Annotated in this window: 26 protein-coding genes and 1 pseudogene; 20 read left to right on the top strand and 7 right to left on the bottom strand. The window is 57.4% G+C overall.

Translation table 11 applies throughout. The annotated features are described in order from the left end of the window. Nucleotides 1–55: 55 nt before the first annotated feature. From OOZ48_RS05200 to OOZ48_RS05155, 10 genes are all read left to right on the top strand, one after another. Complete coding sequence (locus tag OOZ48_RS05200; protein ID WP_269496390.1) at nucleotides 56–883, top strand: DUF3047 domain-containing protein; 828 nt, start codon at nucleotides 56–58, stop codon at nucleotides 881–883. 73 nt (nucleotides 884–956) lie between these two features. Further along, nucleotides 957–1,919: an arsenosugar biosynthesis radical SAM (seleno)protein ArsS gene (arsS, locus tag OOZ48_RS05195; protein ID WP_269496388.1), complete on the top strand. Its 963-nt coding sequence runs from the start codon at nucleotides 957–959 to the stop codon at nucleotides 1,917–1,919. 58 nt (nucleotides 1,920–1,977) lie between these two features. Beyond that, nucleotides 1,978–2,856 (top strand): phosphate/phosphite/phosphonate ABC transporter substrate-binding protein, encoded by an 879-nt coding sequence (locus OOZ48_RS05190; protein ID WP_269496387.1) that lies wholly within the window; start codon nucleotides 1,978–1,980, stop codon nucleotides 2,854–2,856. After that, nucleotides 2,857–3,750: a phosphonate ABC transporter, permease protein PhnE gene (gene phnE, locus OOZ48_RS05185; protein ID WP_269496386.1), complete on the top strand. Its 894-nt coding sequence runs from the start codon at nucleotides 2,857–2,859 to the stop codon at nucleotides 3,748–3,750. Beyond that, complete coding sequence (locus OOZ48_RS05180; RefSeq protein WP_269496384.1) at nucleotides 3,747–4,553, top strand: phosphonate ABC transporter ATP-binding protein; 807 nt, start codon at nucleotides 3,747–3,749, stop codon at nucleotides 4,551–4,553. The genes phnE and OOZ48_RS05180 overlap by 4 nt, the downstream gene beginning before the upstream one ends. After that, nucleotides 4,550–5,527, top strand: coding sequence for a hypothetical protein (locus tag OOZ48_RS05175; protein WP_269496382.1), 978 nt, complete (start codon nucleotides 4,550–4,552; stop codon nucleotides 5,525–5,527). The genes OOZ48_RS05180 and OOZ48_RS05175 overlap by 4 nt, the downstream gene beginning before the upstream one ends. 4 nt (nucleotides 5,528–5,531) lie before the next feature. After that, nucleotides 5,532–7,676: an FAD-dependent oxidoreductase gene (locus OOZ48_RS05170; RefSeq protein ID WP_269496380.1), complete on the top strand. Its 2,145-nt coding sequence runs from the start codon at nucleotides 5,532–5,534 to the stop codon at nucleotides 7,674–7,676. 74 nt (nucleotides 7,677–7,750) lie between these two features. Continuing rightward, on the top strand, nucleotides 7,751–8,431 hold the full coding sequence (locus tag OOZ48_RS05165) for a TIGR04283 family arsenosugar biosynthesis glycosyltransferase (protein ID WP_269496378.1): 681 nt from the start codon (nucleotides 7,751–7,753) through the stop codon (nucleotides 8,429–8,431). Beyond that, nucleotides 8,428–9,042 (top strand): TIGR04282 family arsenosugar biosynthesis glycosyltransferase, encoded by a 615-nt coding sequence (locus OOZ48_RS05160; protein WP_269496376.1) that lies wholly within the window; start codon nucleotides 8,428–8,430, stop codon nucleotides 9,040–9,042. Before OOZ48_RS05165 ends, OOZ48_RS05160 begins: the two co-directional genes overlap by 4 nt. Next, on the top strand, nucleotides 9,039–10,142 hold the full coding sequence (locus tag OOZ48_RS05155; protein WP_269496374.1) for an FAD-dependent oxidoreductase: 1,104 nt from the start codon (nucleotides 9,039–9,041) through the stop codon (nucleotides 10,140–10,142). The genes OOZ48_RS05160 and OOZ48_RS05155 overlap by 4 nt, the downstream gene beginning before the upstream one ends. Before the next feature lie 71 nt (nucleotides 10,143–10,213). Here the strand turns inward: OOZ48_RS05155 and OOZ48_RS05150 are convergent, their stop codons facing one another. Further along, complete coding sequence (locus OOZ48_RS05150; protein WP_269496372.1) at nucleotides 10,214–10,567, bottom strand: universal stress protein; 354 nt, start codon at nucleotides 10,565–10,567, stop codon at nucleotides 10,214–10,216. A 154-nt stretch (nucleotides 10,568–10,721) separates the two neighbouring features. Here OOZ48_RS05150 and OOZ48_RS05145 point away from each other — a divergent pair, with 154 nt between their 5' ends. From OOZ48_RS05145 to OOZ48_RS05130, 4 genes are all read left to right on the top strand, one after another. Continuing rightward, the gene (locus tag OOZ48_RS05145; protein ID WP_269496370.1) at nucleotides 10,722–11,252 is read left to right on the top strand and encodes an NUDIX hydrolase; all 531 of its coding nucleotides are present in this window, start codon (nucleotides 10,722–10,724) and stop codon (nucleotides 11,250–11,252) included. A 312-nt stretch (nucleotides 11,253–11,564) separates the two neighbouring features. Next, a complete protein-coding gene (locus OOZ48_RS05140) occupies nucleotides 11,565–13,247 on the top strand; it encodes a polyribonucleotide nucleotidyltransferase (RefSeq protein ID WP_269496368.1) in 1,683 nt (560 codons plus the stop codon). 29 nt (nucleotides 13,248–13,276) lie between these two features. After that, complete coding sequence (locus tag OOZ48_RS05135; protein ID WP_269496366.1) at nucleotides 13,277–13,621, top strand: TraR/DksA family transcriptional regulator; 345 nt, start codon at nucleotides 13,277–13,279, stop codon at nucleotides 13,619–13,621. Nucleotides 13,622–13,659: 38 nt separating this feature from the next. Continuing rightward, the gene (locus OOZ48_RS05130) at nucleotides 13,660–14,139 is read left to right on the top strand and encodes a hypothetical protein (RefSeq protein ID WP_269496364.1); all 480 of its coding nucleotides are present in this window, start codon (nucleotides 13,660–13,662) and stop codon (nucleotides 14,137–14,139) included. Between the two features lie 24 nt (nucleotides 14,140–14,163). Here the strand turns inward: OOZ48_RS05130 and OOZ48_RS05125 are convergent, their stop codons facing one another. From OOZ48_RS05125 to OOZ48_RS05105, 5 genes are all read right to left on the bottom strand, one after another. Then, nucleotides 14,164–15,396: an MFS transporter gene (locus OOZ48_RS05125; protein WP_269496362.1), complete on the bottom strand. Its 1,233-nt coding sequence runs from the start codon at nucleotides 15,394–15,396 to the stop codon at nucleotides 14,164–14,166. A gap of 23 nt (nucleotides 15,397–15,419) precedes the next feature. Further along, a complete protein-coding gene (gene groEL / locus OOZ48_RS05120; protein ID WP_269496360.1) occupies nucleotides 15,420–17,012 on the bottom strand; it encodes a chaperonin GroEL in 1,593 nt (530 codons plus the stop codon). A gap of 49 nt (nucleotides 17,013–17,061) precedes the next feature. Further along, nucleotides 17,062–18,684 carry a peptide chain release factor 3 gene (locus tag OOZ48_RS05115; protein WP_269496358.1) on the bottom strand — a complete coding sequence of 541 codons (1,623 nt, stop codon included), beginning with the start codon at nucleotides 18,682–18,684 and terminating at the stop codon, nucleotides 17,062–17,064. 262 nt (nucleotides 18,685–18,946) lie between these two features. After that, on the bottom strand, nucleotides 18,947–19,801 hold the full coding sequence (locus OOZ48_RS05110) for a universal stress protein (protein ID WP_269496356.1): 855 nt from the start codon (nucleotides 19,799–19,801) through the stop codon (nucleotides 18,947–18,949). Between the two features lie 13 nt (nucleotides 19,802–19,814). Beyond that, nucleotides 19,815–21,296: a SulP family inorganic anion transporter gene (locus OOZ48_RS05105; RefSeq protein ID WP_269496354.1), complete on the bottom strand. Its 1,482-nt coding sequence runs from the start codon at nucleotides 21,294–21,296 to the stop codon at nucleotides 19,815–19,817. A 557-nt stretch (nucleotides 21,297–21,853) separates the two neighbouring features. Here OOZ48_RS05105 and OOZ48_RS05100 point away from each other — a divergent pair. From OOZ48_RS05100 to OOZ48_RS05075, 6 genes and pseudogenes are all read left to right on the top strand, one after another. Further along, on the top strand, nucleotides 21,854–22,294 hold the full coding sequence (locus OOZ48_RS05100) for a hypothetical protein (protein WP_269496352.1): 441 nt from the start codon (nucleotides 21,854–21,856) through the stop codon (nucleotides 22,292–22,294). A gap of 523 nt (nucleotides 22,295–22,817) precedes the next feature. Continuing rightward, the gene (locus OOZ48_RS05095) at nucleotides 22,818–23,123 is read left to right on the top strand and encodes a helix-turn-helix transcriptional regulator (RefSeq protein WP_269496350.1); all 306 of its coding nucleotides are present in this window, start codon (nucleotides 22,818–22,820) and stop codon (nucleotides 23,121–23,123) included. 244 nt (nucleotides 23,124–23,367) lie between these two features. After that, nucleotides 23,368–23,646: a type II toxin-antitoxin system RelB/DinJ family antitoxin gene (locus OOZ48_RS05090; protein WP_269496348.1), complete on the top strand. Its 279-nt coding sequence runs from the start codon at nucleotides 23,368–23,370 to the stop codon at nucleotides 23,644–23,646. Then, nucleotides 23,618–23,947: a type II toxin-antitoxin system YafQ family toxin gene (locus OOZ48_RS05085; RefSeq protein ID WP_269496346.1), complete on the top strand. Its 330-nt coding sequence runs from the start codon at nucleotides 23,618–23,620 to the stop codon at nucleotides 23,945–23,947. Before OOZ48_RS05090 ends, OOZ48_RS05085 begins: the two co-directional genes overlap by 29 nt. 371 nt (nucleotides 23,948–24,318) lie before the next feature. Further along, complete coding sequence (locus OOZ48_RS05080) at nucleotides 24,319–24,519, top strand: Arm DNA-binding domain-containing protein (RefSeq protein WP_269496345.1); 201 nt, start codon at nucleotides 24,319–24,321, stop codon at nucleotides 24,517–24,519. Nucleotides 24,520–25,034: 515 nt separating this feature from the next. Next, nucleotides 25,035–25,259: pseudogene (locus OOZ48_RS05075) on the top strand (type II toxin-antitoxin system RelE/ParE family toxin); the annotation flags it as partial. 192 nt (nucleotides 25,260–25,451) lie between these two features. On the opposite strand, the gene OOZ48_RS05070 reads toward OOZ48_RS05075, so the two are convergent. Continuing rightward, the coding region (locus OOZ48_RS05070; protein WP_269496344.1) for an ATP-binding protein at nucleotides 25,452–25,731 on the bottom strand (280 nt) is incomplete at its 5' end.

The following is a 25,731-nucleotide window of genomic DNA, read 5'->3' as shown; positions in this document are numbered from 1 at the left end:
ACTTTCGCTAGTTACGTAACGAATTTATCAGTAGTTTGGCCATCGGAGAACACTCATGCGCAAGCTACGAGTAAGCAACACGATTAACAATGGCATGCCACACCGGGCGAAAGCAACACGGTATTTATCCTGCATTTTTTTAATTATTTCCGTCACTCCAGGATTGAGTCAGGGAGTCACCGAAGAAAACTTGTCGGCGACGGAAGCAAACACCAAAAAACTTCAGCTGTCGAATGGATTAGACGAATGGGATCATGTTCAACTGAATAAAAACGTTGCTGCGAACCAGTTTGAAGCCACCCTTTGGGATGGACAACAAGCGATAAAAGTCCAATCCCGCGCCAGCATGTCACTACTGGCCCGCCCTATTAAGGTTGACCTTTCAGAAACACCGCTGCTGTGCTGGCGCTGGCGCATCGACGCGCCACTGAAAGCCGCCGACATGACCACCAAAGCCGGCGACGACTATGCGGCGCGGCTTTACGTCAGCCTGGCCCTGCCGGAGGCCGAGAAAGGCTTTCTGCTGAATGCCCAGTTAGCCATGGCACGTGCCATCTGGGGCCCGCAGGTACCCGACGCTGCCATCAACTACGTGTGGGATAACCGACAACCCGTGGGCACCGAACGCCCCAACGCGTACACCGACCGCACCACCATGGTGGTGCTGCAAAGTGGCCCGACGCGTGCCGGCGGGTGGGTGAATGAGTCGCGTCACCTGCCCAAGGACATGGCACGGCTGTATTCAGCCAACGCCACCCCGGTGCAGATTGCCCTGGCCGCTGACACCGACAATACCGGCGAAGCGGCAACCGCCGGTTTTACAGACATTCATTTTGCACCTGAATCCACCGGATGCACTTTCCCGGCAAGCCAGAACCCGTAGGCTATCGGACAAGAACCCGCTGGCCGAGCCGCCGGCACCCGCAACACCCAGAACCTTCTACCGGAATCTTTTCATGCGACCCACTTTGCCTTTGCTGCTGAATACCGACTTCCCGGCCATCAAACGCCATACCCTGGAAACCCTGCAGGTGAACCTGGGCTACAAATGCAACCAGACCTGTCTGCATTGTCATGTGAACGCCGGCCCGAACCGCACCGAGATGATGTCACCGGACATGGTGGACGTAGTGCTGCAGGTGTTGCAGGCGCAAGGCATTCAAACGCTTGACCTGACCGGCGGTGCGCCCGAACTGAACCCTGATTTCCGCCGCCTGGCGGCTTCGGCACGCGCCCTGGGGGTACGGGTGATCGACCGCTGCAACCTGACAATTCTTTCCGAGCCCGGCCAGGAAGACCTGGCGCAATTTCTGGCCGAAAATGGCATCGAGGTGACGGCTTCGCTGCCCTGTTATTCGCCGGCAAATGTCGACCGCCAGCGTGGCGACGACGTGTTCGAGCGCAGCATTGCCGGCCTGAAACAGCTGAACGCATTGGGCTATGGTCACGATGGTTCGGGCCTGGTGCTGAACCTGGTGTACAACCCGCAAGGGCCATCTCTGCCCCCGCCCCAGGAAGCCCTGCAGGCCGACTACAAGCGCGAGCTCATGCAACACTTCGGCATCCGCTTCAACCAGCTGTTTGCGCTCACCAACATGCCGGTGCAACGCTTTGGCAGCACGCTCGTCAGCAAAGGCACCTTTGCCACCTACATGGCCTTGCTGAAGCAATCGTACCGTCCCGAGAACCTCGAAACCGTCATGTGCCGCAACACCGTCAGCGTCGACTGGCAGGGCGACCTGTACGACTGCGACTTCAACCAGATGCTGGGCCTTCGGCTGAACCTGAACGAGGACCGCCCGGCTCACCTGAAAGACCTGCTGGATGCGTCGCTGACCGGCCTGCCGATTCGCATTGCCGACCATTGCTACGGCTGCACGGCCGGACAAGGCAGCAGCTGTGGCGGGGCACTGGTTTAATCAATAACCGTACCTTCATTGCGACGCGATCATCTTGCAAACCTGTTGGAATCGAACAATGAATACACTTCACCGTCTACTTTCTCCGCTTGCTGCCCTTTTGCTGTTAGCCGCAGGCCTGAACAGTGTCTTCGCGGCAGAGCCCGCACTCAAATTCGGGGTAGGCCTGTTTCAGCCAGACCGTGACAAGAACGACGCCACCTACCACCCCCTGGCCGACTACCTTGCTGCGCGACTGGATCGCCCGGTTCAATTGCGCACTGTCGACAGCTGGGAGGGTCTTGCGAAATCGCTGGCCAACGGCGAAACCGACATGGCCTTGATGGGGCCGTGGGGTTATGTCCTGGCCAATCATGAAGCCGGCGCCCAGGCCATCTCGACCATACTCTACGACGGCAAGCCGGAATATTTCGCCATTACCGTCACACACCCTGATTCCGGTATCAACAGCCTGGCTGACCTGAAGGGAAAAACGTTTGCCTTTGGCGACAAGGGTTCGACGTCCGGTTACCTGATTCCCTTGCATCACATGATGATGCAAGGCATCACACCCGAGAACTACTTCGGGCGGGTGATCCATACCTCGCATCAAGCCATTGAAACCCAGGTTACACAACGACAACTCGATGCCGGCGCCGACTACAACCGCAACCGGAATGCCATGATCGAGCAAGGGTTGATCAAGGCCGAAGACTCGAAAATCATCTGGACCTCTGCCCCTCTGCCGAACGATGCATTTGCCGTCAGCACCGCACTCGCCAATGATGAATCGCTGGTCCACGCACTACAGGCGGCGCTGAATGATGTCGGCGAGGCGCTGAAAAGCAACCCCAAACTACTTCCGCCGCACTACACCGGGTTTGTCCGCCGCGACAACAGCTTCTACAAGCCCATCCGCGATGCCGGCCTGGCCACCGGAAAGCTGCAGGCGAAGTAAATGAGCCTCCAGGCCCAATCGCGGGGCTTTATCCCTTACTTGAGCGGCCGGCTTGGATTCCTCGGGCTCGGCCTGGCCTATGTGTTGCTGGTTACAGTATGCATTGCCACGTTGGCGCACGAAAATGAACTGTCGCTGGGACGCAACCCGGTTGCCAACCTGCTCAAGACGGCAGGCGAATTCGCCCACCCCAGTTTTCTGGATGTCTGGTTCGGCAATACGCACCTGGAATACAAAAGCGACGATGGCACCGTGCTTCGCGTCGAGAACCGCCAGGAAGTCGAACTGGACTATCTTGCCGGGCTCGGGCGCGCCACCTGGACCACGATTCGCATTGCCACGCTGGGTTCGCTGCTCGGTGCCTTGCTAGCCCTTCCACTGGCCGTGCTGACCGCACGCAACCTGGCGGCACCCCGGTTGTTTGCCTGGGTGTCAAAAGGCATTCTCGACGTCGCCCGGTCAATCCACACACTCGTTTTCGGGTTGGTGCTCGTCGGCATTGTCGGGCTGGGCCCAACCGCCGGCATCCTGGCCATCGGCCTGCACTCCATGGGAACCTACGGCAAGCTTTTTGCCGAAGCCATCGAAGCGCTCGACATGGCCGCCATCGACGCTGTCCGCAGTGTGGGCGCAACGCCCGACCAGGTTTTCTTCAACGCCGTTTGGCCGGCGGTGCTGCCGCAATTTGTCTCCAGTCACCTTTACGTCTGGGAGTTCAACATTCGCGACTCGACCATTCTGGGACTGATTGGCGCCGGCGGACTCGGCTTGCTGATTACAGAGGCCACTGCACTGTTCCAGTGGGGACGACTCGCAACCGTCCTGATCGTCATCGTACTGATGGTTTCAGCCTTTGATGCCGTCAGCCGCCGCATACGGAAGGCCTTGTCATGACTACCCGTACGGTGTCCTTTCGCCAGGTGCAGTGCATTGCCAACGGTCGCGTACTGCTGGAAATAGGCTCACTCGACATACAGCAAGGCGAACGTGTCGCTCTCGTAGGCCATAACGGCGCCGGAAAATCGACGCTGCTGCGACTGCTCACCGGCTTCGTGCCAGCGGTAAGCGGCACAGTTGACGTACTTGGCCGAAACCTTGCAGGCAAATCATCGAACAATGAACTGCTTGCCTTGCGCCGCGAGGTTGGACATATTCATCAAGGCCTGCACCTGGTGGATCGGCTGAGCGCACTCGAGAATGCCTTGATTGGCAGCCTCGGCCGCGTCAACGGATGGCGTAGCTGGGTACGATGGTTTCCAGCTGCTGAAATCGCCCGTGCCGAAGCCGCACTACAGGCTGTCGGCCTGCCGAGCCGGACACGAGCAAGAGCCGACACCCTTTCCGGCGGTGAACGGCAAAAAGTGGCCATCGCCCGACTACTTGTTCAGCAACCAAAGCTTATTCTGGCCGATGAGCCCACCGCCGCCCTAGACCCTGCTGCCGCTGCCGAAGTCTGCCACTTGTTGGCCCAGGCGGCCCGTGGGGCTGCCCTGATATCTGTCGTGCACAGCCCCGTATTGCTACCCCTGATTGCAGAACGCGTTATTGGACTGAAACAGGGGCGAGTGGCGTTCGACTTGCCTGCGGCAGCGGTGGACGAGGCCACCCTGACGAATTTGTATCGCCCAGATGAAGAGCCCGCACGGCATGTCCGGGTCATTCAAACGTCCCCATGCCAACAGGAGTTTTGCTCATGAGTGAACACGCCGGGCGCGTCTGCCCTATCCGCTATCGTTATGGCGCCGAGGCTATCGCGCGGTTGCCCGAAATCGAATCCGAAACACTTTATGTCGTCGGCGGCCTGTATGGCAACGTGCCTGCGCTCGATGCCATCGAGGCCATGGCAGTAGCTGAAGCGGGGCCGGTTTCGCTGATTTTCAATGGGGATTTCAACTGGTTCAACATTGATGATGCCGGGTTTGAGCACATCAATCGTCGCGTTCTGGCGCATCATTCGATTCTCGGCAACGTGGAAGCTGAACTGGGCACCGATGGCAATGAGGCAGGATGTGGCTGCGCCTATCCAGACCATGTAGACAGCGCCGTAGTGGAACGCTCCAACCGTATCCATCAACGGTTGAAGCAGACTGCAGCACAGCATCCGCAATTACTGGCCCAACTGCAACAATTGCCGATGATCGCCCGTTTTGTCGTTGGAGGCCAGCGGATAGGGGTTGTTCATGGTGACGCCGACACACTGGCTGGCTGGCGCTTCGATGCTGCGGCGCTAAGCGAACAGGAAAATCAAGCCTGGATCACCGACGCTTTTAACCGAGCCGGGGTCGATGTCTTTGCCAGCACGCATACCTGCCTGCCGGCGCTGCACAGATTTGGCTCGGGCCTTGTGGCCAACAACGGGGCGGCCGGCATGCCCAACTTCAAGGGCCTGCGGTTCGGCCTGCTCACCCGCATCAGCACCCGCCAGACACCTTTTAAGGCCGTATACGGTGAACAGCAGCGTGGCGTTTACGTTGATGCGGTGCCCGTTCACTACGATCACGAGGCATGGCTTGAACATTTCATGGCCAACTGGCCAACCGGGTCAGATGCCTGGGCCTCGTATTTTCACAGAATACAGAACGGGCCAAAGCACGGAATCGATGACGCACTGCGGGGCTTTGATCAAGCGAACATCAGACCGGAAATTCTAAGCACATGCTGGCAGGAATGAAGCCATGAACTATAAAAAAATATCGCTGTTGACACTATTGTTGGTAATCGTTCTGGCTTACTTTGTCTTCGACCTTGGTCAGTATTTAAATCTGCAGACGCTGAAAACACAGCACGAAGCAGTCACGGCCTATCAGGCAAGCCATCCTGCCCAGGTCATTGGAGCCTATTTCATTGTCTATGTTGTAGCGACGGCAATTTCCGTGCCTGGTGCGGTCTTGTTGACACTTGCCGGTGGAGCAATGTTTGGCTTGCTTTGGGGAACGGTTATCGTTTCTTTTGCATCGACGATTGGCGCAACTCTCGCGTTCCTGATGTCCCGTTTCGTGCTGCGAGACTGGGTCAGCCAACGTTTTGGTCAACGCCTGGTTGCTATCAACAGAGGGATAGATCGCGAGGGACACTTTTATCTCTTCACTTTGCGACTGGTGCCTGCCTTCCCCTTTTTCCTGGTCAATTTGCTGTTCGGACTCACCGCGATGAAGGCGTGGACTTTTTATTGGGTCAGTCAGCTCGGGATGCTGGCCGGAACACTGGTCTATGTGAATGCGGGTACGCAGCTGGCACAACTTGATTCGCTGTCAGGTATCCTCTCGCCAGCTTTGCTGGGCTCGTTTGCCCTGCTCGGCATCTTTCCGCTCGTTGCAAAAAAAATTGTAGCGGCCATCAACAGAAACAAGGTATTTGCCCGCTGGAACAAGCCCGCTCGTTATGACCGCAATCTGGTGGTCATTGGCGGCGGCAGCGCAGGGCTGGTCACCGCGTATATCGCCGCCGCCGTCAAGGCCAAGGTTACGCTTGTCGAAAAACACAAGCTGGGCGGTGACTGTCTGAACACTGGCTGTGTGCCCTCCAAAGCATTGATTCGATCTGCGAAATTTCTGTCACACCTTAGTCGTTCGCGCGATTTTGGCATCGGCACAGCACACGCTGACTTCGACTTTTCCGACATCATGCAGCGGGTACAGTCAATCATAAAAACCATCGAACCCCATGATTCTGCCGAGCGCTATACCAAGCTGGGGGTCGATGTTGTTCAGGGCTCAGCCAGGCTGCTCTCCCCCTGGGAGGTCGAAATTACACGGGAAGACAACAGCACCCAACGCTTGAGTGCGCGCAGCATCGTAATCGCCACCGGAGCTCGTCCTTTTGTACCGCCCATCCCGGGTATCGAAGATGTGGGTTATCTGACCTCTGACACCGTCTGGGATTTGCGCACGCTGCCCCGGCGCCTGATCGTCTTGGGCGGCGGGCCCATTGGCTCAGAATTGACGCAGGCCTTTGCCCGGCTGGGCAGTCAGGTCACTCAGGTTGAAATGGGTGACCGCATCATGATGCGCGAAGACCCTGAAGTCTCCGAACTTGTTATGGCCAGGTTCCAGGCCGAGGGTGTCGACGTTCGGACCAACCATAAGGCAAAGCAATTTATCACCGAAGATGGCCAGAACGTCTTGATTGCTGAGCATGCCGGGCAAGATGTTCGCATCCCGTTCGACGCCGTTCTGGTCGCTGTTGGGCGCACCGCAAATCTCGATGGTTTCGGCCTGGAGGACCTGGGTATTCCAACAAACCGTACGGTAGAAACAAACGAATTCCTGCAAACCAACTACCCCAACATTTACGCGGCCGGCGATGTTGCCGGCCCGTTCCAGTTCACGCACACTGCAGCCCACCAGGCCTGGTATGCGGCAGTCAATGCCCTGTTTGATCCCCTGAAGAAATTCAAGACCGATTATTCAGTCATTCCATGGGCAACTTTCGTTGAACCCGAGGTCGCGCGAGTGGGCCTGAACGAGCAAGAAGCCAACGAGAAAGGCACACCCTACGAAGTCACAACCTATGGCATTGATGACCTGGACAGGGCCATTGCCGATAGTGAAGCGCATGGCTTTATCAAGGTACTGACCGTCCCGGGCAAAGACAAAATTCTTGGCGTTACCATCGTGGGTGAACATGCCGGCGACCTGATCGCCGAGTACGTGCTGGCTATGAAGCATGGCATCGGGCTGAATAGAATCCTTGGCACCATCCATATTTACCCAACGCTCGCTGAGGCCAACAAGTACGTAGCCGGCAACTGGAAACGGGCGCACGCGCCGCAGAAAGTACTGAAATGGGTCGAGCGCTTCCACGCATGGCGAAGGGGGTAAAGACATGGCAAACATCGTGCTTGTTTTATTGTCAGTCACGACAAACGCAAGTGACATAACGTGGCACTGAAACCATGACCGACACGCGCTTTTCGATCATCATTCCGGTTTTGAACGAATCTGCAGGGCTGGCTGAAACCTTGCAGATGCTGCAACCCTTGCGCACAAACGGTGCGCAGGTGCTGGTCGTTGACGGCGGCAGCACTGACGAAACCCTCACAATCGCTGAACCCCTGGCCGATAGCGTTTTAAAATCCCCGGCGAGCCGCAGTCGACAAATGAACACCGGAGCCATGCACGCCTGCGGTGATGTCCTGATTTTTCTTCACGCTGACACCCGCTTGCCCGCACACTGCCTTGAGCATATCGACACGGCGATCAGGGACGGTGCGCGCTGGGGTCGATTCGATGTGACAATCACTGGTCAACACTGGATGCTGCCGGTGATCGCTTTCATGATGAACTGGCGCTCGCGCCTGACAGGCATTGCCACCGGTGACCAGGCCATATTCATGCAACGCAGTTTCTTCAACCAACTGGGGGGGTTTTCGGATCAGCCGCTTATGGAAGATATCGAGTTGTCGGTACGGCTTCGAAAGGTTGCTCGTCCTGCCTGCCTTCGACCACGCGCTGTCACGTCGGGACGCCGCTGGGAAACTCGTGGCGTATGGCGCACTATCTTGTTGATGTGGCAGCTTCGCTGGTGCTATTGGCGCGGCGACTCACCCCACCATCTGGCGAAGCGTTACCGATGAGCACGGCGATCATCATCTTTGCAAAGGCGCCGCAGGCTGGCCTGGCCAAAACCCGACTGGTTCCTGCCCTGGGCTTGCAAGGCGCCGCCCGCTTGGCAGAAAAAATGCTGTTTCATGCGGTGCATCAAGCCATCAATGCCTGCTTTGAGCACACAGAACTCTGTGTGACGCCGGATACGCAGCACAATGCATTCCAGACACTGGCGCGGCAGCATGGGAAACGCTTGCGCTTGACTCGACAACAAGAGGGGGATCTGGGCCAGCGCATGTACGGTGCACTGACTGACGCGCTTCAAACCCATGATTACGTGCTTCTGGTGGGTACCGATGCACCGGCACTGACCACCGACCTGCTGCTTCAGGCCCGCGACACGCTCAATTCCAAGGATGCCTGTTTTGTTCCTGCCATCGATGGCGGCTACACGCTGGCCGGCTTCAAACAGGCCTGTCCGGCTTTGTTTCACAACATGCCCTGGAGCACACCTGATGTCATGCACATTACGCGACAGCGTTTGCTGGCGACAGGCTGCACATGGGGCGAGCAGCCCGCCATTAACGATATTGACGAAGCTCGGGATCTGCCGCATGTGCCAGCAGAGTGGCTGGCATGAAGCGCGTGGTATTGATGGGCGCCGGACACGCGCACGCACTGGTACTTCAGGCGATCAGGCACACACCGTTGCGCAATGCTGAAATTCTTGTTATTTCTCCGCAGCCACGGGCGCCCTATTCGGGCATGATTCCCGGCTGGCTTGCGGGGCGCTACACACTGGACGAGATTTGCATCGATTTTGAACAGTTATGCAAGGCGGCTGGCGCGCGCTGGCGACGGGGGGAACTTTACGCGCTGGACCCTGACAACAAGCGCCTGCAGCTAACCGATGGGGTGAGCATTGACTACGACGTTCTTTCGTTGAATGTGGGGTCAACCTTGTACCCACCAAACCCCGCCATGGTGGCCATGCGCCCTTTGCAAAATCTGATTGAGCGCTATCAACACCTGCTGACCACGTGGCAATCGTCTGCAAAAAACATGCCAAACCGATTGACTGTCGTCGGAGGCGGACCGGCGGGTTTCGAGACCCTGTTGGCCGTACGGTCACGACTCCTTTCCCTGGCGCCCAGCTTGTCACTGGAAACCACCCTGGTTACACAAAGCCGAAAAGTTCTTCCCAGCTGCGCACCGATAGCTCGTTGGTTGGCTCAAAAGGCGCTGAAGAACGCCACTGTGAAGGTGCAATGCGCGACGAGATGGGCAGATACTGCCCCGATAAGCGACGATGAGCTGGTTCTCTGGGCCGCCGGCGCCCAAGCGCACACATGGCAACGCGATCAAAATCGCAGAGGTTCCCTGGACGTTAATGAACAAGGTTTCGTGCACGTGAATGCACAGTTGCGATCAACGTCGCACCCCGCTATTTTTGCCGCCGGTGACTGCGCCGCACTAACCCATGCCGTTCCAAAGGCAGGTGTGTACGCAGTTCGGATGGGCGCAGTGCTGGCCCATAACCTGGCAGCAGAATGCAGCGGCAAGCACCCAACCACTTATAGCCCCCAGGAAAACCACCTGACCCTGCTGAACACATCGAATGGCAGCACCATCGCCAGCAGAGGCCTGCTAGCCGCCAGCGGGCCTTGGGCAATGTCCTGGAAGGATCGAATCGACCGGGAATTCATAAGGCAGTTTGAACCAGACCTCACCCGAACGTAAACGTCAACCCCTTAAAAACATCGTTAAAGAATGGCATGGGTGATTGGCTCGTTTAAGAACAGGAATCCACCTCAACGCATAACGAGCGCGGGTACCGGGCTGGTGCGCAGCAAAGTGGTGGTCGTGCTGCCCACAATCAATTCGCGAATACGCGAGTGGCCATGGGCACCCATCAGCAGCAAATCAATACTATTCCCGGTGAGGTAGTCGCGCAGCACCGCAACGGCATCGCCCTGCTTCAACGAGCCCGTCACAGAGAAACCAGCCTCATTCATTGCTTCGCACGCCCAGCCCAGGTAGTGCTGGTGTTTGGGGGTGTCATCGGCCACCATCACGATGTGGCACGCCATACCTTTGAGCAAAGGGCTGCCCGCGACGGTTTGCACCATCTTGCGCCCGGTGGCGCTACCATCAAAAGCAATCATGAAGCTCTTGGGTTCATGAATTGATGGGCGGTAATATGTTTGAGATCCACAGCCCCAGTTGTCCGTACTATCTGTGAAACAAGGCACGCCCGATTAAGCTTACGAACTGGTATGCGCTACTTCCCGAATCGGCACTATCAAACCTAGTACAACCATGCAACGTCTCATACAACTCACCCATCCCAGCCTTCAGTCCCAAGCGGGCAAAACACTCACGCGTCAGGCTGCTCGCGGAATCGTCCTGCGCGATGAGTCCATTCTGCTGCTTTTCACTGAGCGTTATAACGACTTCAGCTTTCCCGGCGGCGGCGTCGATGCCAATGAAGATCTCGAAGAGGGCCTGGTTCGTGAAATGCAGGAAGAAACCGGAGCTTCCAATGTTCAACTGATACGCCATTACGGGTATGTGGAAGAATTTCGCCCACACAAACGTGACGGCTTCGACCTGATGCACATGACATCGCACTTCTTTCTGTGCGGAATCGACCAGCATCTGGGAGAAGCAAAAATGGAAAGCTACGAAGTGAACAACGGCATGCGCCCGGTATGGGTGAACCTTCTGGAAGCCCTCGCGCATAACCGGGCCGTCATGCAGCGGCAGGAAAAAACCATGGGGCTTTCCATTCAGCGAGAAACCTACATGCTGGAACATGTTGCTGAACACCTTCTTGAACAGAGAGCCTGAAAACGAAAAGCTTTCAATGACTTATCAAGGCCTTCGTTGAACACCCACGGCCATGCAATGGGTTTTTCATAGTAGAATGGGCCGGAGAGTAACCCTTAATAGTCCCATGTAATTACTCATATCACACAGGCAATGGCCGCCCGGCCGTGTTTATTCTTGCGCTGATCGCCTCCCGTCAGTGCCAAGCTTGCTCCTGCTGTGATATGCCTGGCTCCCCCCGAGTCCTGCCGCTCGCACCCCCAATGATATGTAGCCGCTTGGTCCGCGTCTCAGCGCGTTCCACCAATCCTTTCTCACAAGGATGCTACCTGCATGTCAGTCACACAATCATTTTTTCTCGGCGATCTCGAGTACACGTTATCCACCGGCGAAATCGCCAGGCAGGCCTCGGGTGCGGTCACCCTGCAAGTACAAGACACCGTTCTTCTCGCCACGTGCGTCGTCAGCAACCGAAGCAAGCCAGAACTGGGCTTTGTTCCCCTAACCGTCGATTACTCGGAACGCAGTTATGCCGCCGGCAGAATTCCGGGCGGCCATTTCAAACGCGAAGTTCTTCCGCCTGACCATGCTACCCGCGTGGCGCGACGCATCGACCGGGCACTTCGCCCGCTGTTCCCTGCGAACTATTGTCAGGAAACACATATCGTCGTTCAGGTGATGTCGGCCCAACCCGAAATCGCTACCCACGTACTGGGCGTCATTGCGGCTTCTGCCGCGCTGACGCTATCTGGTGTCCGCCTTCTCGACAACGTCGGTTGCGTACGGGTCGGCTTTCTGGACAACCGCTTCGTTGTCAACCCCAGTCAACCGGATATTCCAGCCTGCTTGCTGGATGTGGTGGTGGCCACAAACCGTCAGGGTGTCGTCGCTGTCGACGGCTCCGCTCGAGAACAGCCTGACGACGTTATCCAGGATGCCATCGCCTTCGGCCACCTGCAAAATCAATCGATCATTCAGGCCATTCAGGCACTCGTTCACGCATCGGGCCGGCAGGCATCAGAAACGGAACCACTGCCGGGAGGGCGCGATCTGGCCTACAAGCTTTATGACGAAGCCCGGCAGGCACTGGATACAGCGCTTGATGCCGACCCGGATGAACGCCCGACCCGCGTGGAATCGGTACGCCAGACCAGCAAGGCAACACTGGAAGCGGCTGGTTCAACCGCCGCAGAGCTTGTGTTGTTCGAACACGAGTTTGAGGCGTTGCTTGCTTACGTGATGCGCCAGCGCCTGATCACCGGAGAGCGCCGCTTCGATGGCCGAGATGCCTTTACCGTCCGCCCCATCGTCACACGGCAGGGGGAGCTTCCGGGCGTTCACGGATCCGCCCTGCTTACCCAGGGCGACAGCCAGATACTAAGCACAGTGACATTGGGAGCACCAAAAGAAGCTCAGTTGATCGAAACACTGGCCGGCAAACATCGCGAGCATTTCATTATTCAGAACAATACCCTGCCTTTTGCAACAGGCGCCACCGGCCGCTTCGGCATACCCAAGCGCAGCGATCTCGAACTTAGCCACCTGATCAAATCCGCACTTGAACCGCTGTTACCTGACCTGGAGGCGTTCCCCTACACCCTGCGTCTGGTCAACGAACGGCTGGAATCAGGCGATGCAGCAGCCATGCCCACCGTCGCAGCAGCAACCCTGGCGTTGTTTGACGCCGGCGTTCCCCTTCGAACGGCGACTGTTGGCACCACCATCGGCCTTGTCCAAGAGGGTGACCGGCACATTCTGCTCTCCGATTTGTCGGATGACGAATTACCACTGTGCTCATTGACCATGAACGTGGCGGGCACAAAAAACGGGGTTACCGCTTTGCAAATCGATGCTCGCCGCACCGACCTGCCTCTAGCGCAACTGAACGATGCGTTTACCCGAGCCAGAGCTGCGCGGATAGCGTTGCTGGACACCGTCAGCACAGCACTGCAACAGCCGAATCGCCCGACCGACGAGCTTGCCGACGTGCTGTATAGCGGTGCAGAAGCGGCCTGAGCATTGTCTCCAAGCTAAAGGTGAAAACCATGCAAGAACACATCATCCGGGCCGAACTGCTCAAACGCCTGGCAGAAATTCAGGCGTCGATTGAACACACAACATCCACGTCAGGCATCGTCGAACTGGATCAGACCGTAAATGGTCGGCTCACACGCATGGACGCAATGCAGCAGGCGGCCATGGAGTCGGCCAGGCTTTCGCGCCTGGAGAACGACAACCGAAAGTATCTGGCGGCGCTGGCCAGGCTGGACAGCGGCGACTATGGCATCTGCTGCCGATGTGGCGATGAAATTGCAACTGAACGCCTGCATCACGATCCGGCAACGCCATTTTGCCGCGACTGCGTCGATGGCTCTCAAAGCCAAAAGTAATTTGTAATTCGCAAGGGTCACGAACGTTTCCTGGAGACATGATGCTTGTAGATCTACCTGACAACCTGTATGCGTGCGCTTTACGGCAATGCCGCGATTACTTCACCACCCCGGACGAGCAACTTGAATTCTGGAGCCGCCTGGGCAAGGCCATACTCGATAACCCCGAGCCCGATGTAAACCTGGTAGCTGACCTTGTGCTGGCGAAAATGCGGCGGCTGACTTGTCGAGCCGTGGCGTCAAGACGCGCGGAATACTGCGACAAAATTCTTGAAAGCGCAGGCTTCTCTGCCGCCTGTGCAGTCCTGCCGCCAGGTATTCGCCAAAACGTGGGGCAGACACTATGCACGCTACTCGACAACGAGACGGCATCACACAGATTGCGTGGCGAGCTTGACGATCATTTTCTTTACCAGTGGGGGGAGGAGTCACAATTGCTGCAAGTGGGCTATCGACGCGAGCCCTCAACGCAAGAGCTGATTGCGCTGTCACTGGCCCGCCGCTATGTAGGCCTGTAAACCCTGCCTACCCCGGGCCATGCATCAATTGTCATTCATGGCCACAGGGCACTGATTGCGGTTTCTGGAAAAATAGGCTGCCAGCGCACTCGCAACCACGACATAAGCCAGGCAGGCCTGCGCCTGCCGAGTAAGGTCGACGCCCTGATCGACAAGCAGCCCAAACACCATGGGCGAGGCTCCAGTGGCGACCACATTGATGGCTTCGACGCTTGCCCGTACCCTACCCAGTCGGGCGATGCCGTACAGTTCAGCCCAAAGTGCCACCCCTACCGTTCCTGCTGCTGCCGATGTAAGGCCGAACAAACCCAGATACAACGGCACTGCCCAGGCGCCTTCAAACAAACCAAGCAAAATCAGGGCAAACATCATTGGCAGCAAGACAAACGGCACCAGGCGCCTTGCTGTGAAGCGGTCAACCACAGGGCCCACCCCAATCAACCCCACTGCCCGGACAGCCGCATAGCCAACAAACCAGATGGCGACCCATGACATCATCCACCCTTTTTCGGCGGCCAGGCGGGTCTGATGAAAAAAGAAACCCGTGGAAATGAACGGTGAGGCGATGATGACCGGTAGAACCGAGAGAAAACGCGTGTCGCGCCACAAAACAATTGGAGGGTTCTGAGGTGCACCGCTTGTTGCCTTATGCCCTGCAACAAACCGCTTTGCCGCGCCTGGACGACGCTCCAGACGCAGTGCCAGGCTGCCCAGCACCACAAGCACGGCGGCACATAGCGCCCAGGTCAGCCGCCAGTCGAGTAATGCCAGACTGGCTACAGCAGCGATAGGCAAAACAGCCTCGCCTACCGGCAAGCCCAGAGACACCAGCCCTAGCGCCTTGCCTCGATGGTCGCTGAAGGCACGTGCCGTCGCCGTCAAACCCGTGTGAACCATCAGGCCCTGACCAAACAGGCGCAACAGGTAAAAGCTCAGGCCAAGCATGAAGACATTGACGCTGAAGGCCATGGACAGGCACGCCAGAACCAGCATGCCGATAACAATGGAAGCAAAACGCCTGACAGACGTGTGGTCGATTAGGCGCCCCACGTAACCCAGCGAGAGGGCACTGCAGAACGTGGCCAACGCATATAAGGAACCAAGCTCACCATCGGAAATGGAGAAATGGGCTCGCAGACTTTCGCCAAACAGAGCAATGAAGAACGTTTGCCCGAAGCTGGACAAACCCATGACCAGAAGACCGAATGTCAGATAGCGTCGGTTTCTTACGCCAAATGACCAATAATCACGCAACATGCCCTGCCCTCACGCTGAATAATCTAGGCATCGCGCGCCATGACGCAAATCCCCTGAGACCGCAGCAGCGCAATGGCAATAGAAGATGCGTTTTGCAGTGCCGTCGTTACTACCAGCGCGGGATCAACAATGCCAAACACGCGCAGGTCACCGTAAGCTTGCCGGGCTGCATCGTAGCCATAAAGCCCTTCACCGTACATGATGCGATCAACAACGGGTTCCGGATCAACGCCTGAATTCGCAATCAAGGCCATCGCCGGTGTTTTCAATGCCTGCGTTACGCTGCGAACTCCGGCAGCAACGGCCACATCATCGCTCATGGCCAATTGTTCAACCGCCGGTATTGCTCGCAATGCCGCCGTACCGCCGCCGGGCACGATGCCATCCTGCATCGCCGCGCGGATTGCCCGAAGCCCGTTGTACGCCCTGCGTCTGCGCTCGGAAGACTCCAGTTCGGAATCTGCCCCCACCTCGATCAGGGCAATACCGCTACCCAGCATCGACAGGCGCTCAAGCACCGATTCCTTCAACCCGTCGTCCGCCATCGTTTTCAGCGCTTCGCTCAACAAATGAATGCGCTCACCCACCGCTTCCGGTTGTCCCTTCTCACCAAGGATGACAACCGATTCGCTTGTCGAAACCTCGATGCACAAGGCACAACCAAGATCAGCAGCACAAGGACGAGCGCCAGGTATGGAGCCAACACGTCCCAGTACCTTGGCACCACTGCACTGCGCCAAGTCATCCAGAACGTCAGAAAGGCCGCCAACGCTCGGCTGCAACCGAACAGGGCACAAAGCCACGCGCCCCTGGCGGTGATTCTCCAGCAACATGGCCAACACGGGGGAAGAGAACCCGGAGGCCATGATCACTAACGGTTTATTCATTTCCAGGGTGTACTCGAGAACCGGCACAAGATACTCCGGATTGTCCAGACGCCCTTCATGTACCATCAGTAGCGGGTGTTCAAGCCTGGCCTTTACAAAATGCTCATCTGTCACAAAAGCCTGGGATGCCAGCACGCCACGAATCCGCAAGCCCTCTTGTATGGAAAGCTTGCTGTCCCTGCCTTTTCCAGCCTCAACCCGAACGACACACTGCTGCCCCACCCGCGTGACCGCCTGGGCAAGCAACGAGGCGATCTCCCTGTCATGCTGTGTGGCAACCTCGGCAACCTGTTGCACACTCTCCGAAGTCACACACGCGGTGGTGTGATCCCGGATATGGGTAATGGCGGTATCAACACCTCGCTTTATGCCCTCACACACCTTGTTCAGGTCATTGCCTGTTACCACGGCCCGCTGTGCTTCACGCACTAGCGATGCAGCCATCAGCAAAGTCGCGGTCGTTCCGTCACCCACACTTTCATGTGTTTTCTCGGCGGCCTCACAGGCAATACGCACCGCGCTGTTCTGAACAGGATCCTCAAGAACAATCTGTCTGGCCACGGTCAGGCCATCCCGACTCAACGCAGGTAACGCGCCATCGTGGCCCTCCAGCGCCACCATACGTCCTACCGGTCCGTACGTCACAGCAACCGCCCGGGCCAGTTGCCGCATGCCTTCAACAATGTCCTGCCGGGCGGCATCCCCGGTCACAATTTTTCGTTCCAGCATTCTTTCCTCTCCTTTGAATCGTTCAAACTGACATCAGCGTGGCGCGTGCTCAGTTCACCTGACGCGCGCCCAGTTGGTCGTAGAAAATGAGGCCTGCATGCTCTCTCAAAGCGTGAAACTGGATGTCCGGCCACTTTTCCTGAGCCAATTGCAGCTCCGGCCCGTGTCGAACCACCAGCACCGGTGCATTCACGGCGTCGTAGTAAATGCGATCGGCATACGCCCTGATGAAGCGATCCAGCAGCTCGGCATCGGACGAGGTCACCCAGCGTGCCTGATGAAATCTGGCCGGCACCAGGCGGGCCGGCACATGGTATTCAGCGGCCAATCGATGCTCCACAACCTCGAACTGCAGATCACCGATGGCGCCCAGAAGCATGGCGCCACCCGCATGCGGGGTGAACACCTGAATGGCCCCTTCCTCGCCCAGTTGCTTCAAACCCAGTCGCAATTGCTTGATACGCATGGGATCAGCGATTTCTGCCGTACGAAACAACTCGGGGGCAAAAAATGGCAAACCTGTAAATTGCAGCGGCTCGCCCTCGGTCAGGGTGTCACCCAATTGCAGCTGGCCATGGTTGGGCAAACCGATGATGTCGCCCGGATACGCCGTGTCGAGCTGTTCGCGCTGCTGCGACAGAAAAGACACCACGTTGCTTGCACGGAGGCTCTTTCCATTGCGACACACCGTCAGCTTCATACCGCGCTCGAACCGTCCGGAGCAGACCCGGACAAATGCAATGCGGTCCCGGTGAGCAGGGTCCATGTTCGCCTGAATCTTGAAGACAACGCCTGAAAAGCCTGCCTCGCGCGGCACGACCGTGCGCTCGACAGCCTGTCGGGACGTGGGTGCCGGCGCCAGATCGATCAAGGCATCAAGCACTTCCTTGACGCCAAAATTGTTAACCGCCGAACCGAAAAAGACGGGAGTTTGCCTGCCGGCGAGAAACGCCTTGTGGTCGTAGGCCGGGGATGCGCCCCGGGCCAGCTCCACCTCGGCACGGGCTTCGGAAAACTCCTCGCCCAGAGATTCGCACCGAGGATCACTCAGTGCGAGAATCGATTCATCGTGACTGCGCGTGGCTGCACCGGCGCGAAAAACACGCATCTGCTCATTCTGAACATCGATCACCCCGCGAAATCGCTTACCCATTCCCACGGCCCAGGAAAACGGCACAATTGGCACCCCCAGCACACGCTCGATCTCGTCGACGATCTCCAGGGGATACCGGACTTCGCGATCCATCTTGTTCACGAATGTAATGATAGGTATGTTGCGGGCACGGCAGACCTGCAACAAGCGCAGCGTCTGCGACTCCACCCCGTTGGCAGCATCGATCACCATCAGAGCGGCATCCACTGCGGTCAGAACGCGATAGGTGTCTTCAGAAAAATCTTTGTGTCCGGGGGTATCCAGCAAGTTGATGACGCAATCGCGATACACCATTTGCATAACGGCGCTGGCCACCGATATGCCCCGCTGCTTTTCAATTTCCATCCAGTCGGATGTCGCATAACGCGAGGCTTTTCTGGCCTTGACGCTTCCGGCAATGTGAATGGCCCCGGCATAGAGCAGCAGCTTTTCGGTGAGTGTGGTTTTACCCGCGTCGGGGTGGGAAATGATGGCGAACGTACGGCGGCGTTCCGTCTGTCTCCTGATATCGTCAGTCATGGCGTGTGGCTTTCTCCTGAAGGGGATGGCTACATGCCGAACTTGCACATTGCATGCCAGGAGGCCACGGTAAAAACGGCGAAGAAAGTACCCCTGAGATGACGCCGGGGTTCGCAGAGTTGACGCAGGACCAGGCCTGACAGCGCACACGGCAAGCGCGGCGCCCGATCGCCAAGGGGCGTAACGGGCACGATGCTTGAACGTTGAAGCGAACTACATGGGTCGGAGCCTGTTCCAGTTAGCTGATAGAGCGGCAGCCCGATCAGCGCATAACGAGCGCGGGTACCGGGCTTGTGCGCAGCAAGGTGGTGGTGGTACTACCCACGATCAATTCACGAATGCGCGAGTGGCCGTAAGCCCCCATCACCAGCAAATCGATACCGTTTTCGGTAAGGTAGTCGCGCAAAACGGCATCGGCGTCGCCCTGCTTCAGCGAACCCGTCACGGTGAAACCTGCCTCCCCCATCGCCTCACAAGCCCAGCCAAGGTCGTGCTGGTGTTTGGGGGTGTCATCTGCCACCATCACGATATGGCACGTCAAGCCCGTCAGCAATGGGCTCCCCGCCACGGTTTGCACCATCTTGCGTCCGGTAGCGCTGCCATCGAATGCAATCATGAAGCTCTCGGGCTCCCGGAATGCCCCTGTGGTGATGAGCACAGGGCGTTGCAAGGTACGAACAACCTTTTCGCCGTTCAGGTCCAGATAGGTTCGTGCGTTGCCCTCGACGGGGGGATGCTGGCCCAGAATATAGAGCCGTGCTTCCGGTTGCACATCCAACGCTGTCTCAACCAGCGAACCGTGCCGCTGACGAGTGTCAACATTGGCCAGGCCTGCCTGCCTGGCCCTTTGACTGGCGGCATCCAGAATCTGGCGCCCGTGCTCCTGCGCCAGCTTGCTGCGTTGTTCGTCCAGGTCGGACAGTTTCGCCAGCAATGACTCCTGCGCGCCAAGCTCCAGATTTCCACTGAAATCACTCACCGGTGCCGTCTCGGGGTGCCTGTCCAGCACATGCAGGAACTCCAGCGTCACCCCGAGGCGACGGGCTGCCCAGATACCGTATTCACACACCGCATCGGTTTGCGCCGCGCCATCAATACATGCAAAAACCTTGATCATTCACGTCTCCTTTTTAGTGGCCCATCAACTTGTCCATGGCGCCTGGCTTGTCGTGAATCGCAAAGCGATCCACCAGAGTGGTGCTGGCCTCGTCCAGGCCAATGACCTCGACCTCGGTGCCTTCACGACGGAATTTCAGAATCACCGCGTCAAGTGCGCTGACGGCAGTGATATCCCAGAACCGCGCCCGATTCAGGTCGATCCTCACCTTTTCGATGACCTCTTTGAAATCAAATGAGCCGGTGAATTTCTCTGCCGAGGCAAAGAACACCTGGCCCACTACGTTGTAGGTACGGGTACGGCCGTCGTCCTGCGTGGTGGACGTGATGCGGAACACCCGCCCAACCTTGTGTGCAAAGAAAATGCCACTGAGCAATACACCCACTAGCACCCCTTTGGCCAGGTCGTGCGTGGCTACAACCACAACCACGGTGGCCACCATCACCACACTGGAGGTCTTGGGGTGGCGGGTCAGGTCGCGCAAGGAGCTCCAGCTGAACGTACCAATGGACACCATGATCATCACGGCCACCAAAGCGGCCATGGGAATTTGCTTGACCCAGGGCCCCAGGAACACGACCATGATCAGCAAAATCACGCCAGCCGCCAACGTGGACAATCGACCTCGTCCGCCTGATTTGATGTTGATCACCGACTGGCCGATCATCGCGCAACCGGCCATCCCGCCCATAAAACCCGACGCAATGTTGGCAACACCCTGGCCGGCACATTCGCGGTTCTTGTTGCTGGGCGTATCTGTCAGGTCATCCACGATCTGGGCCGTCATCAACGATTCAAGCAAACCAACCACCGTCAGTGTCGCGGCATAGGGGAAGATGATCTGCAGGGTTTCAAACGTGAGCGGGATGTTCGGCAGAAGGAAAACCGGCAAGCTATCGGGCAGTTCGCCCATATGACCCACCGTGCGGATGTCCAGATCAAGGACAATGGCAACAATCGTCAGCACTACGATGCACACCAGCGGCGACGGTATCGAGCGCGTAAGGTAGGGGAACAGGTAAATAATTGCCAGGCCGCCCGCTGTCATGGCATACACGTGCCATGTGACATTGGTCAGTTCCGGCAGTTGCGCCAGGAAAATCAGGATTGCCAGCGCATTCACAAAGCCGGTGACCACCGACCTGGAAACAAAACGCATGAGCACACCCAGGCGTAGCGCACCAGCGAGAATTTGCAGCACACCCGTGAGAATGGTGGCGGCCAGGAGATATTCCAGACCGTGCTCTTTCACCAGAGTCACCATAAGCAACGCCATGGCACCCGTAGCGGCCGAAATCATGCCGGGCCGCCCGCCGGCGAAGGCGATAACCACGGAAATACAGAATGACGCGTAGAGGCCCACTTTGGGGTCGACACCCGCGATGATGGAAAAGGCGATGGCTTCGGGAATCAGCGCCAGAGCGACGACGATACCGGCCAGAATATCCCCCCGGATATTGGAAAACCAGTCTTCTTGAATTCTTTTAAGTTGCATGGGAAAGCCAGTTAGAACATTCCCCGCACTCAAACCCATAGCCGCACGACCTATTGCCAGGCAATGCAGGTATTGGCCTTGACATCCGCTCGCCCACAAGGGGCAGCAGATACGGCGTAAGGAATGACAGCAGGAAATAATTGAAAAGAGAAACCGCACACGCGCGACGCGGTGGGTTGGAAAAGCGCTGGACGCGAATGCTAACAACGCGTCAGTAGGGAAGAGAACTTACATGGGTCCGATGTATCGGTCTTGGATTTATTTCAGTGCAAATTACCCCGAAATTTTATCATAGATATCATGGTTAACCCTGAAATACATCCATCACATGAGCAACATTGAAGAACGCGGCTCATCGTGCGTGATGTGGACAGCATCCCTCAACTTGCTTTGCAAATAACCCGACACGGCAAAGCACCCCCGAAAAGCGCCATAATCTACGCATAACCACAAGCAACCCAAAATAGAGGTAGAAAACGGCCTCAAACGGTATCAAAAGGGTATTTTCCTTCTAAACCGCTACCTCTGCTACCAGAGCTTGTGCTACCGTTACAGTCATGAACGAAGCACACATCGCCCAGCAACGCCGCGAGCTACTTTCCAAGGCCATTGATCACCTGACCCACGGTGATCGCAGTGCCTTTGGCCGCCGCCTGGGCTTCAAAGATGGTGCGTTCATCCGGCAAATGCTCAATGGTTCGCGTGCCGTTTCCGAAAAAACCATACGCCACATCGAAAGCATTCCCGGGATGCGAGGCTGGTTTACCCAGGCAGAAGGCAATGAGCCTCCTGCCCTTCCCCCCGCGAATGCGACAAATGCAAGCCCCGACGACATAGCAACTCGCTACCATGCCTCGTCGGTTCCCGTGCAGCGGATTGTCGAACTGGTGTTACGCCAGCCAAGCGAGCCCGTACCAGAATGGGCAACACCGGCCTTGCTGTCGGTAGTGACAGCCGGCCTGGTGCTGGCTCAAGAACTCGACACGAAGCAACGGTAGCAACGGTAGCAACGCTACCGTATCACCCGGCTTTCCTTTTCCTGCCTCTTGGGCAATTCGTCCGTCCAATCCTCACATCACCTTCTTAACGTGGCAATTGCATCGCATTGCTACGATATTTATTGCTCAATCAAAAAGCATTTGCTACTATTCATTCACGCTCTTCAACAACAAGCAATCGATGAACATCACGCCCTGCCGCTTTCGGCACGCGACTGCGTGACTACCTGCACGGCACCTGGGTAGAAGCAAAACAGGTGAAATCCATGGGCTCACCACCGACCTCTTGCGCGAGGTGCTGTACGGGAACGAGCCCGGGGGTCGGCATTCAGGGATGAGTGCCGCGCCAGTAATCAGCCGATGGCGTCGTAATCGGGCTGAAGACAGCGGGAGAAGACCGCACACCGTTTTACAGTCAGGCGCTGTCCCTTTCTTGCGCCTGGCCAGCTGTTCTTACTGACCAACTCGCTGCCGTGCCTTGCCGCCACTGACTGCAGAGCCCGCCGCAAAGAAGATGCAAACTATGACGATTGTTGCACCCGAATTCAATTACTCCGAGCTCGCCCGGCAGATTGCGGCGAGAATGTCACCCGAAGCCCTGCTGAGCGCCGAAGATGTCGGCGCGATGCTGGGCTACCCTGCGCGGTATATCCGAGAAACCATTGCCCTGGCTCCGGGGTTTCCGGTTGCTATCCGCCTGCGCCTCAATGACGATGGCAAACGCAGTAACCCCAGATGGCGACGCACTGACGTGGAGGAGTGGGTGACCACTCATCTCGCACAGCGCCGCGCACGCTCTGGCCGCCCGCGTAATCAAGCAGTGATGTAGTATCAATGGGTCTGATTGATTGTGGCTCACCAGACGTAGAGGCAAGCAACCGCGACAACGACTTGACAGAAAGGCAACGACGAAGGATTTCTTAGTCGTTGCCAAGAAGGCCAACGCCAGGTTCGAAGTCGCATCAAACATTACCACCTTGATGCAATCACCTAGCTGGGGTACCGGGATAGCTTCCGACGCGCTACCGGTTTGCGATACAATGTATCTCAATCACACTCAGTTGGAGAACCTTATGGCAACCACCACAATGGTGCATGTGCGTGTAGACGAAAAGATCAAGGCTCAGGCCACGGAAACGCTGGCCTCAATGGGTTTGACCGTGTCTGATGCTGTTCGCGTCTTCCTGACCAGGGTTGTCGCCGACAAAGAGCTACCGTTCGCGGTCAAGGCCCCAAATGCCCGTAGCCGTGCGGCAATGGCCGAAGCAGGGGAAATCATCAAGAACCGTCGTGCCCGCTTCAATAACCCTGAATCCCTGATTGATGACCTCGAGAAAGCCAGCCGCAAATAAACGAACCAGTCTGCCACGCGCGTCAGATTACACCAAAGAGTTTCTGAAGGACTGGAAGCGGTTATCACACTCTGGTCGGTACGACATGAACCGACTGAAAGAGGTCATGGGATTATTGACAGCCAACATTGGCCCTCTACCGCCTGAGTGGCTGGATCACGCCCTGACGGGGGATTGGGCTGGCTATCGGGAGTGCCACGTAGGTGGCGACTTTCTTTTGATATACAGCCTTGATGACACAGGCAAACACGGCTTGGTGGTGTTTGTACGAAGCGGCACCCATTCCGAACTATTCTCGTAGCCAGAAGGCGGGATAGCGCATTCACCCCTTCCCCGTTGAAGATGCCTCGACGCGACAAGACAACCCCTCTTTCCCGACCGCCCCTTCCAAGCCCATCTGACACCACACTGTTGTTTTTATGGGGAAACGCAAAAATTTCCCCAAACACCCGCAAACCCTTTATTCATGCGGCTTTTGATTCCGGCCCCGGGCACCAACGGCTTGTTCCACAAAGGTTCAAGCTGCACAAAATTCTCAAGAAAATCATGTGGTTAGGATAGGAACTTAGCCGATGATGTCCCATCAAGTTTTAGTAAATCCCGACGTTGCGTGCCCCCCAAGGTGTACCCTAGACTGGTTGTACCCAGTTTTCTTTTTGCAGGGGTACACCTATGGGATTCCTGACTGACCTTAAGATCCGCACCCTTTCGCCCAGCACCAAAGAACAGATGCTGAATGACGGCGATGGCCTCTACCTGCGCGTGCGCGCATCCAGCAAAAGTTGGCTCTATCGGTACAAGTCCGGCGAGAAGCAGGTCAAGATCGACCTTGGCGCCTACCCGACCGTCACCCTCACGATGGCACGTGGGTAGGTGACAAAGCGATGGAGACCATCAGGCTCCGATCGCGGCAACCTGGAAACGGCGCAGCGTGTCCGCGAAGCCGTCCAGCATGTCTATCTGTCAGTACGCTGTGGATACCGGCGTACTGGAACCGGCCCAGAATTTCGTCAACAACCGTACGGGGGGCTTGCCAACTCCTCGCGGCCGCCACTACGCCGCCATCACTGATCCGCAGCTACTGGGCCAGCTTCTAAGGGATATGCGTTCGTACTCCGTCAACTTCATTTTCGTTGCCGCCTTGCGGTTGGCCCCCCTGGTCTTCTAGCGGCCCGGCCAGCTGTGCCTGGCACATTGGGAAGATGTCTATCTCAAAAAGGGATTGTGGCGCTGCCCGCCAGAGAACACAGCAATGGGCGGATTTTCTGGACGAACTGGAAGCAGGAAAGATGCCCAAGCTTGCGGACGACGTCCTCTGGTCCAAGCAGGCGTAGGCCCGCCCTGGCATGCAATCCGTAGCCCTACCATCCCAGAAATGGTATATTTATATGAAGCCTTCCATCACAAAGCCGCTCTTCTGGCTTGGCAGTAGCAAGAAAGACCTGCTGGCCCTTCCCGTCACTGTACGAAAGTTTTTCGGTCATGCGCTCGATTTTGCCCAGCGTGGCGAACAGCACGAAGCGGCGAAAGTGCTAAAAGGCTTTGGCAATGCGGGCGTACTGGAAATTGTTGAAGACGACACCGGCGGCACTTACCGCACCGTCTACACCGTGCTGGGTATTCCGGTTGATCGTGACCACTGATTCCGGCATCGTGACCAGGCAGTCCGGTATCGTGACCACTGATTCCGATGATCGTGACCACGCCGGCGGCGGTTGGCCGGATCAAGCGCGGATTTGATTGTACGTGAAGGCGTTTTCGGCCCCGGAACCGGGGCCGGGAAGCAAGCAGATGAGGCGTGCCGGTCAGGCGGCCGGCACGCCTCCGCTTGGCCGCTCGGGTGCCCGCAAGGAATCTCCCTTGAGCACGATGCGGTGGGCCTGTGGCAGCATCCGGTCCAGCATGGCGTCGGCCAAGGCCGGCTCACCGATCCAGGCATGCCAGTGCTCCACCGGCAACTGGCTGGTCACCAGCGTGGCGCGTGCGCCGGCGCGGTCATCCAGGATTTCCATCAGCGCTTCGCGGGTCAGGGTGTCCAGGCCCACCAGGCCCCAATCGTCCAGCACCAACACCTGCGTCTTGGCC

This window comes from Castellaniella sp. S9 (assembly GCF_027257175.1).
Taxonomy (GTDB): Bacteria; Pseudomonadota; Gammaproteobacteria; order Burkholderiales; family Burkholderiaceae_B; genus Castellaniella.
The sequence above is the reverse complement of the archived record's forward strand: the minus strand, read 5'-3'. Positions and strand labels throughout refer to the sequence as shown.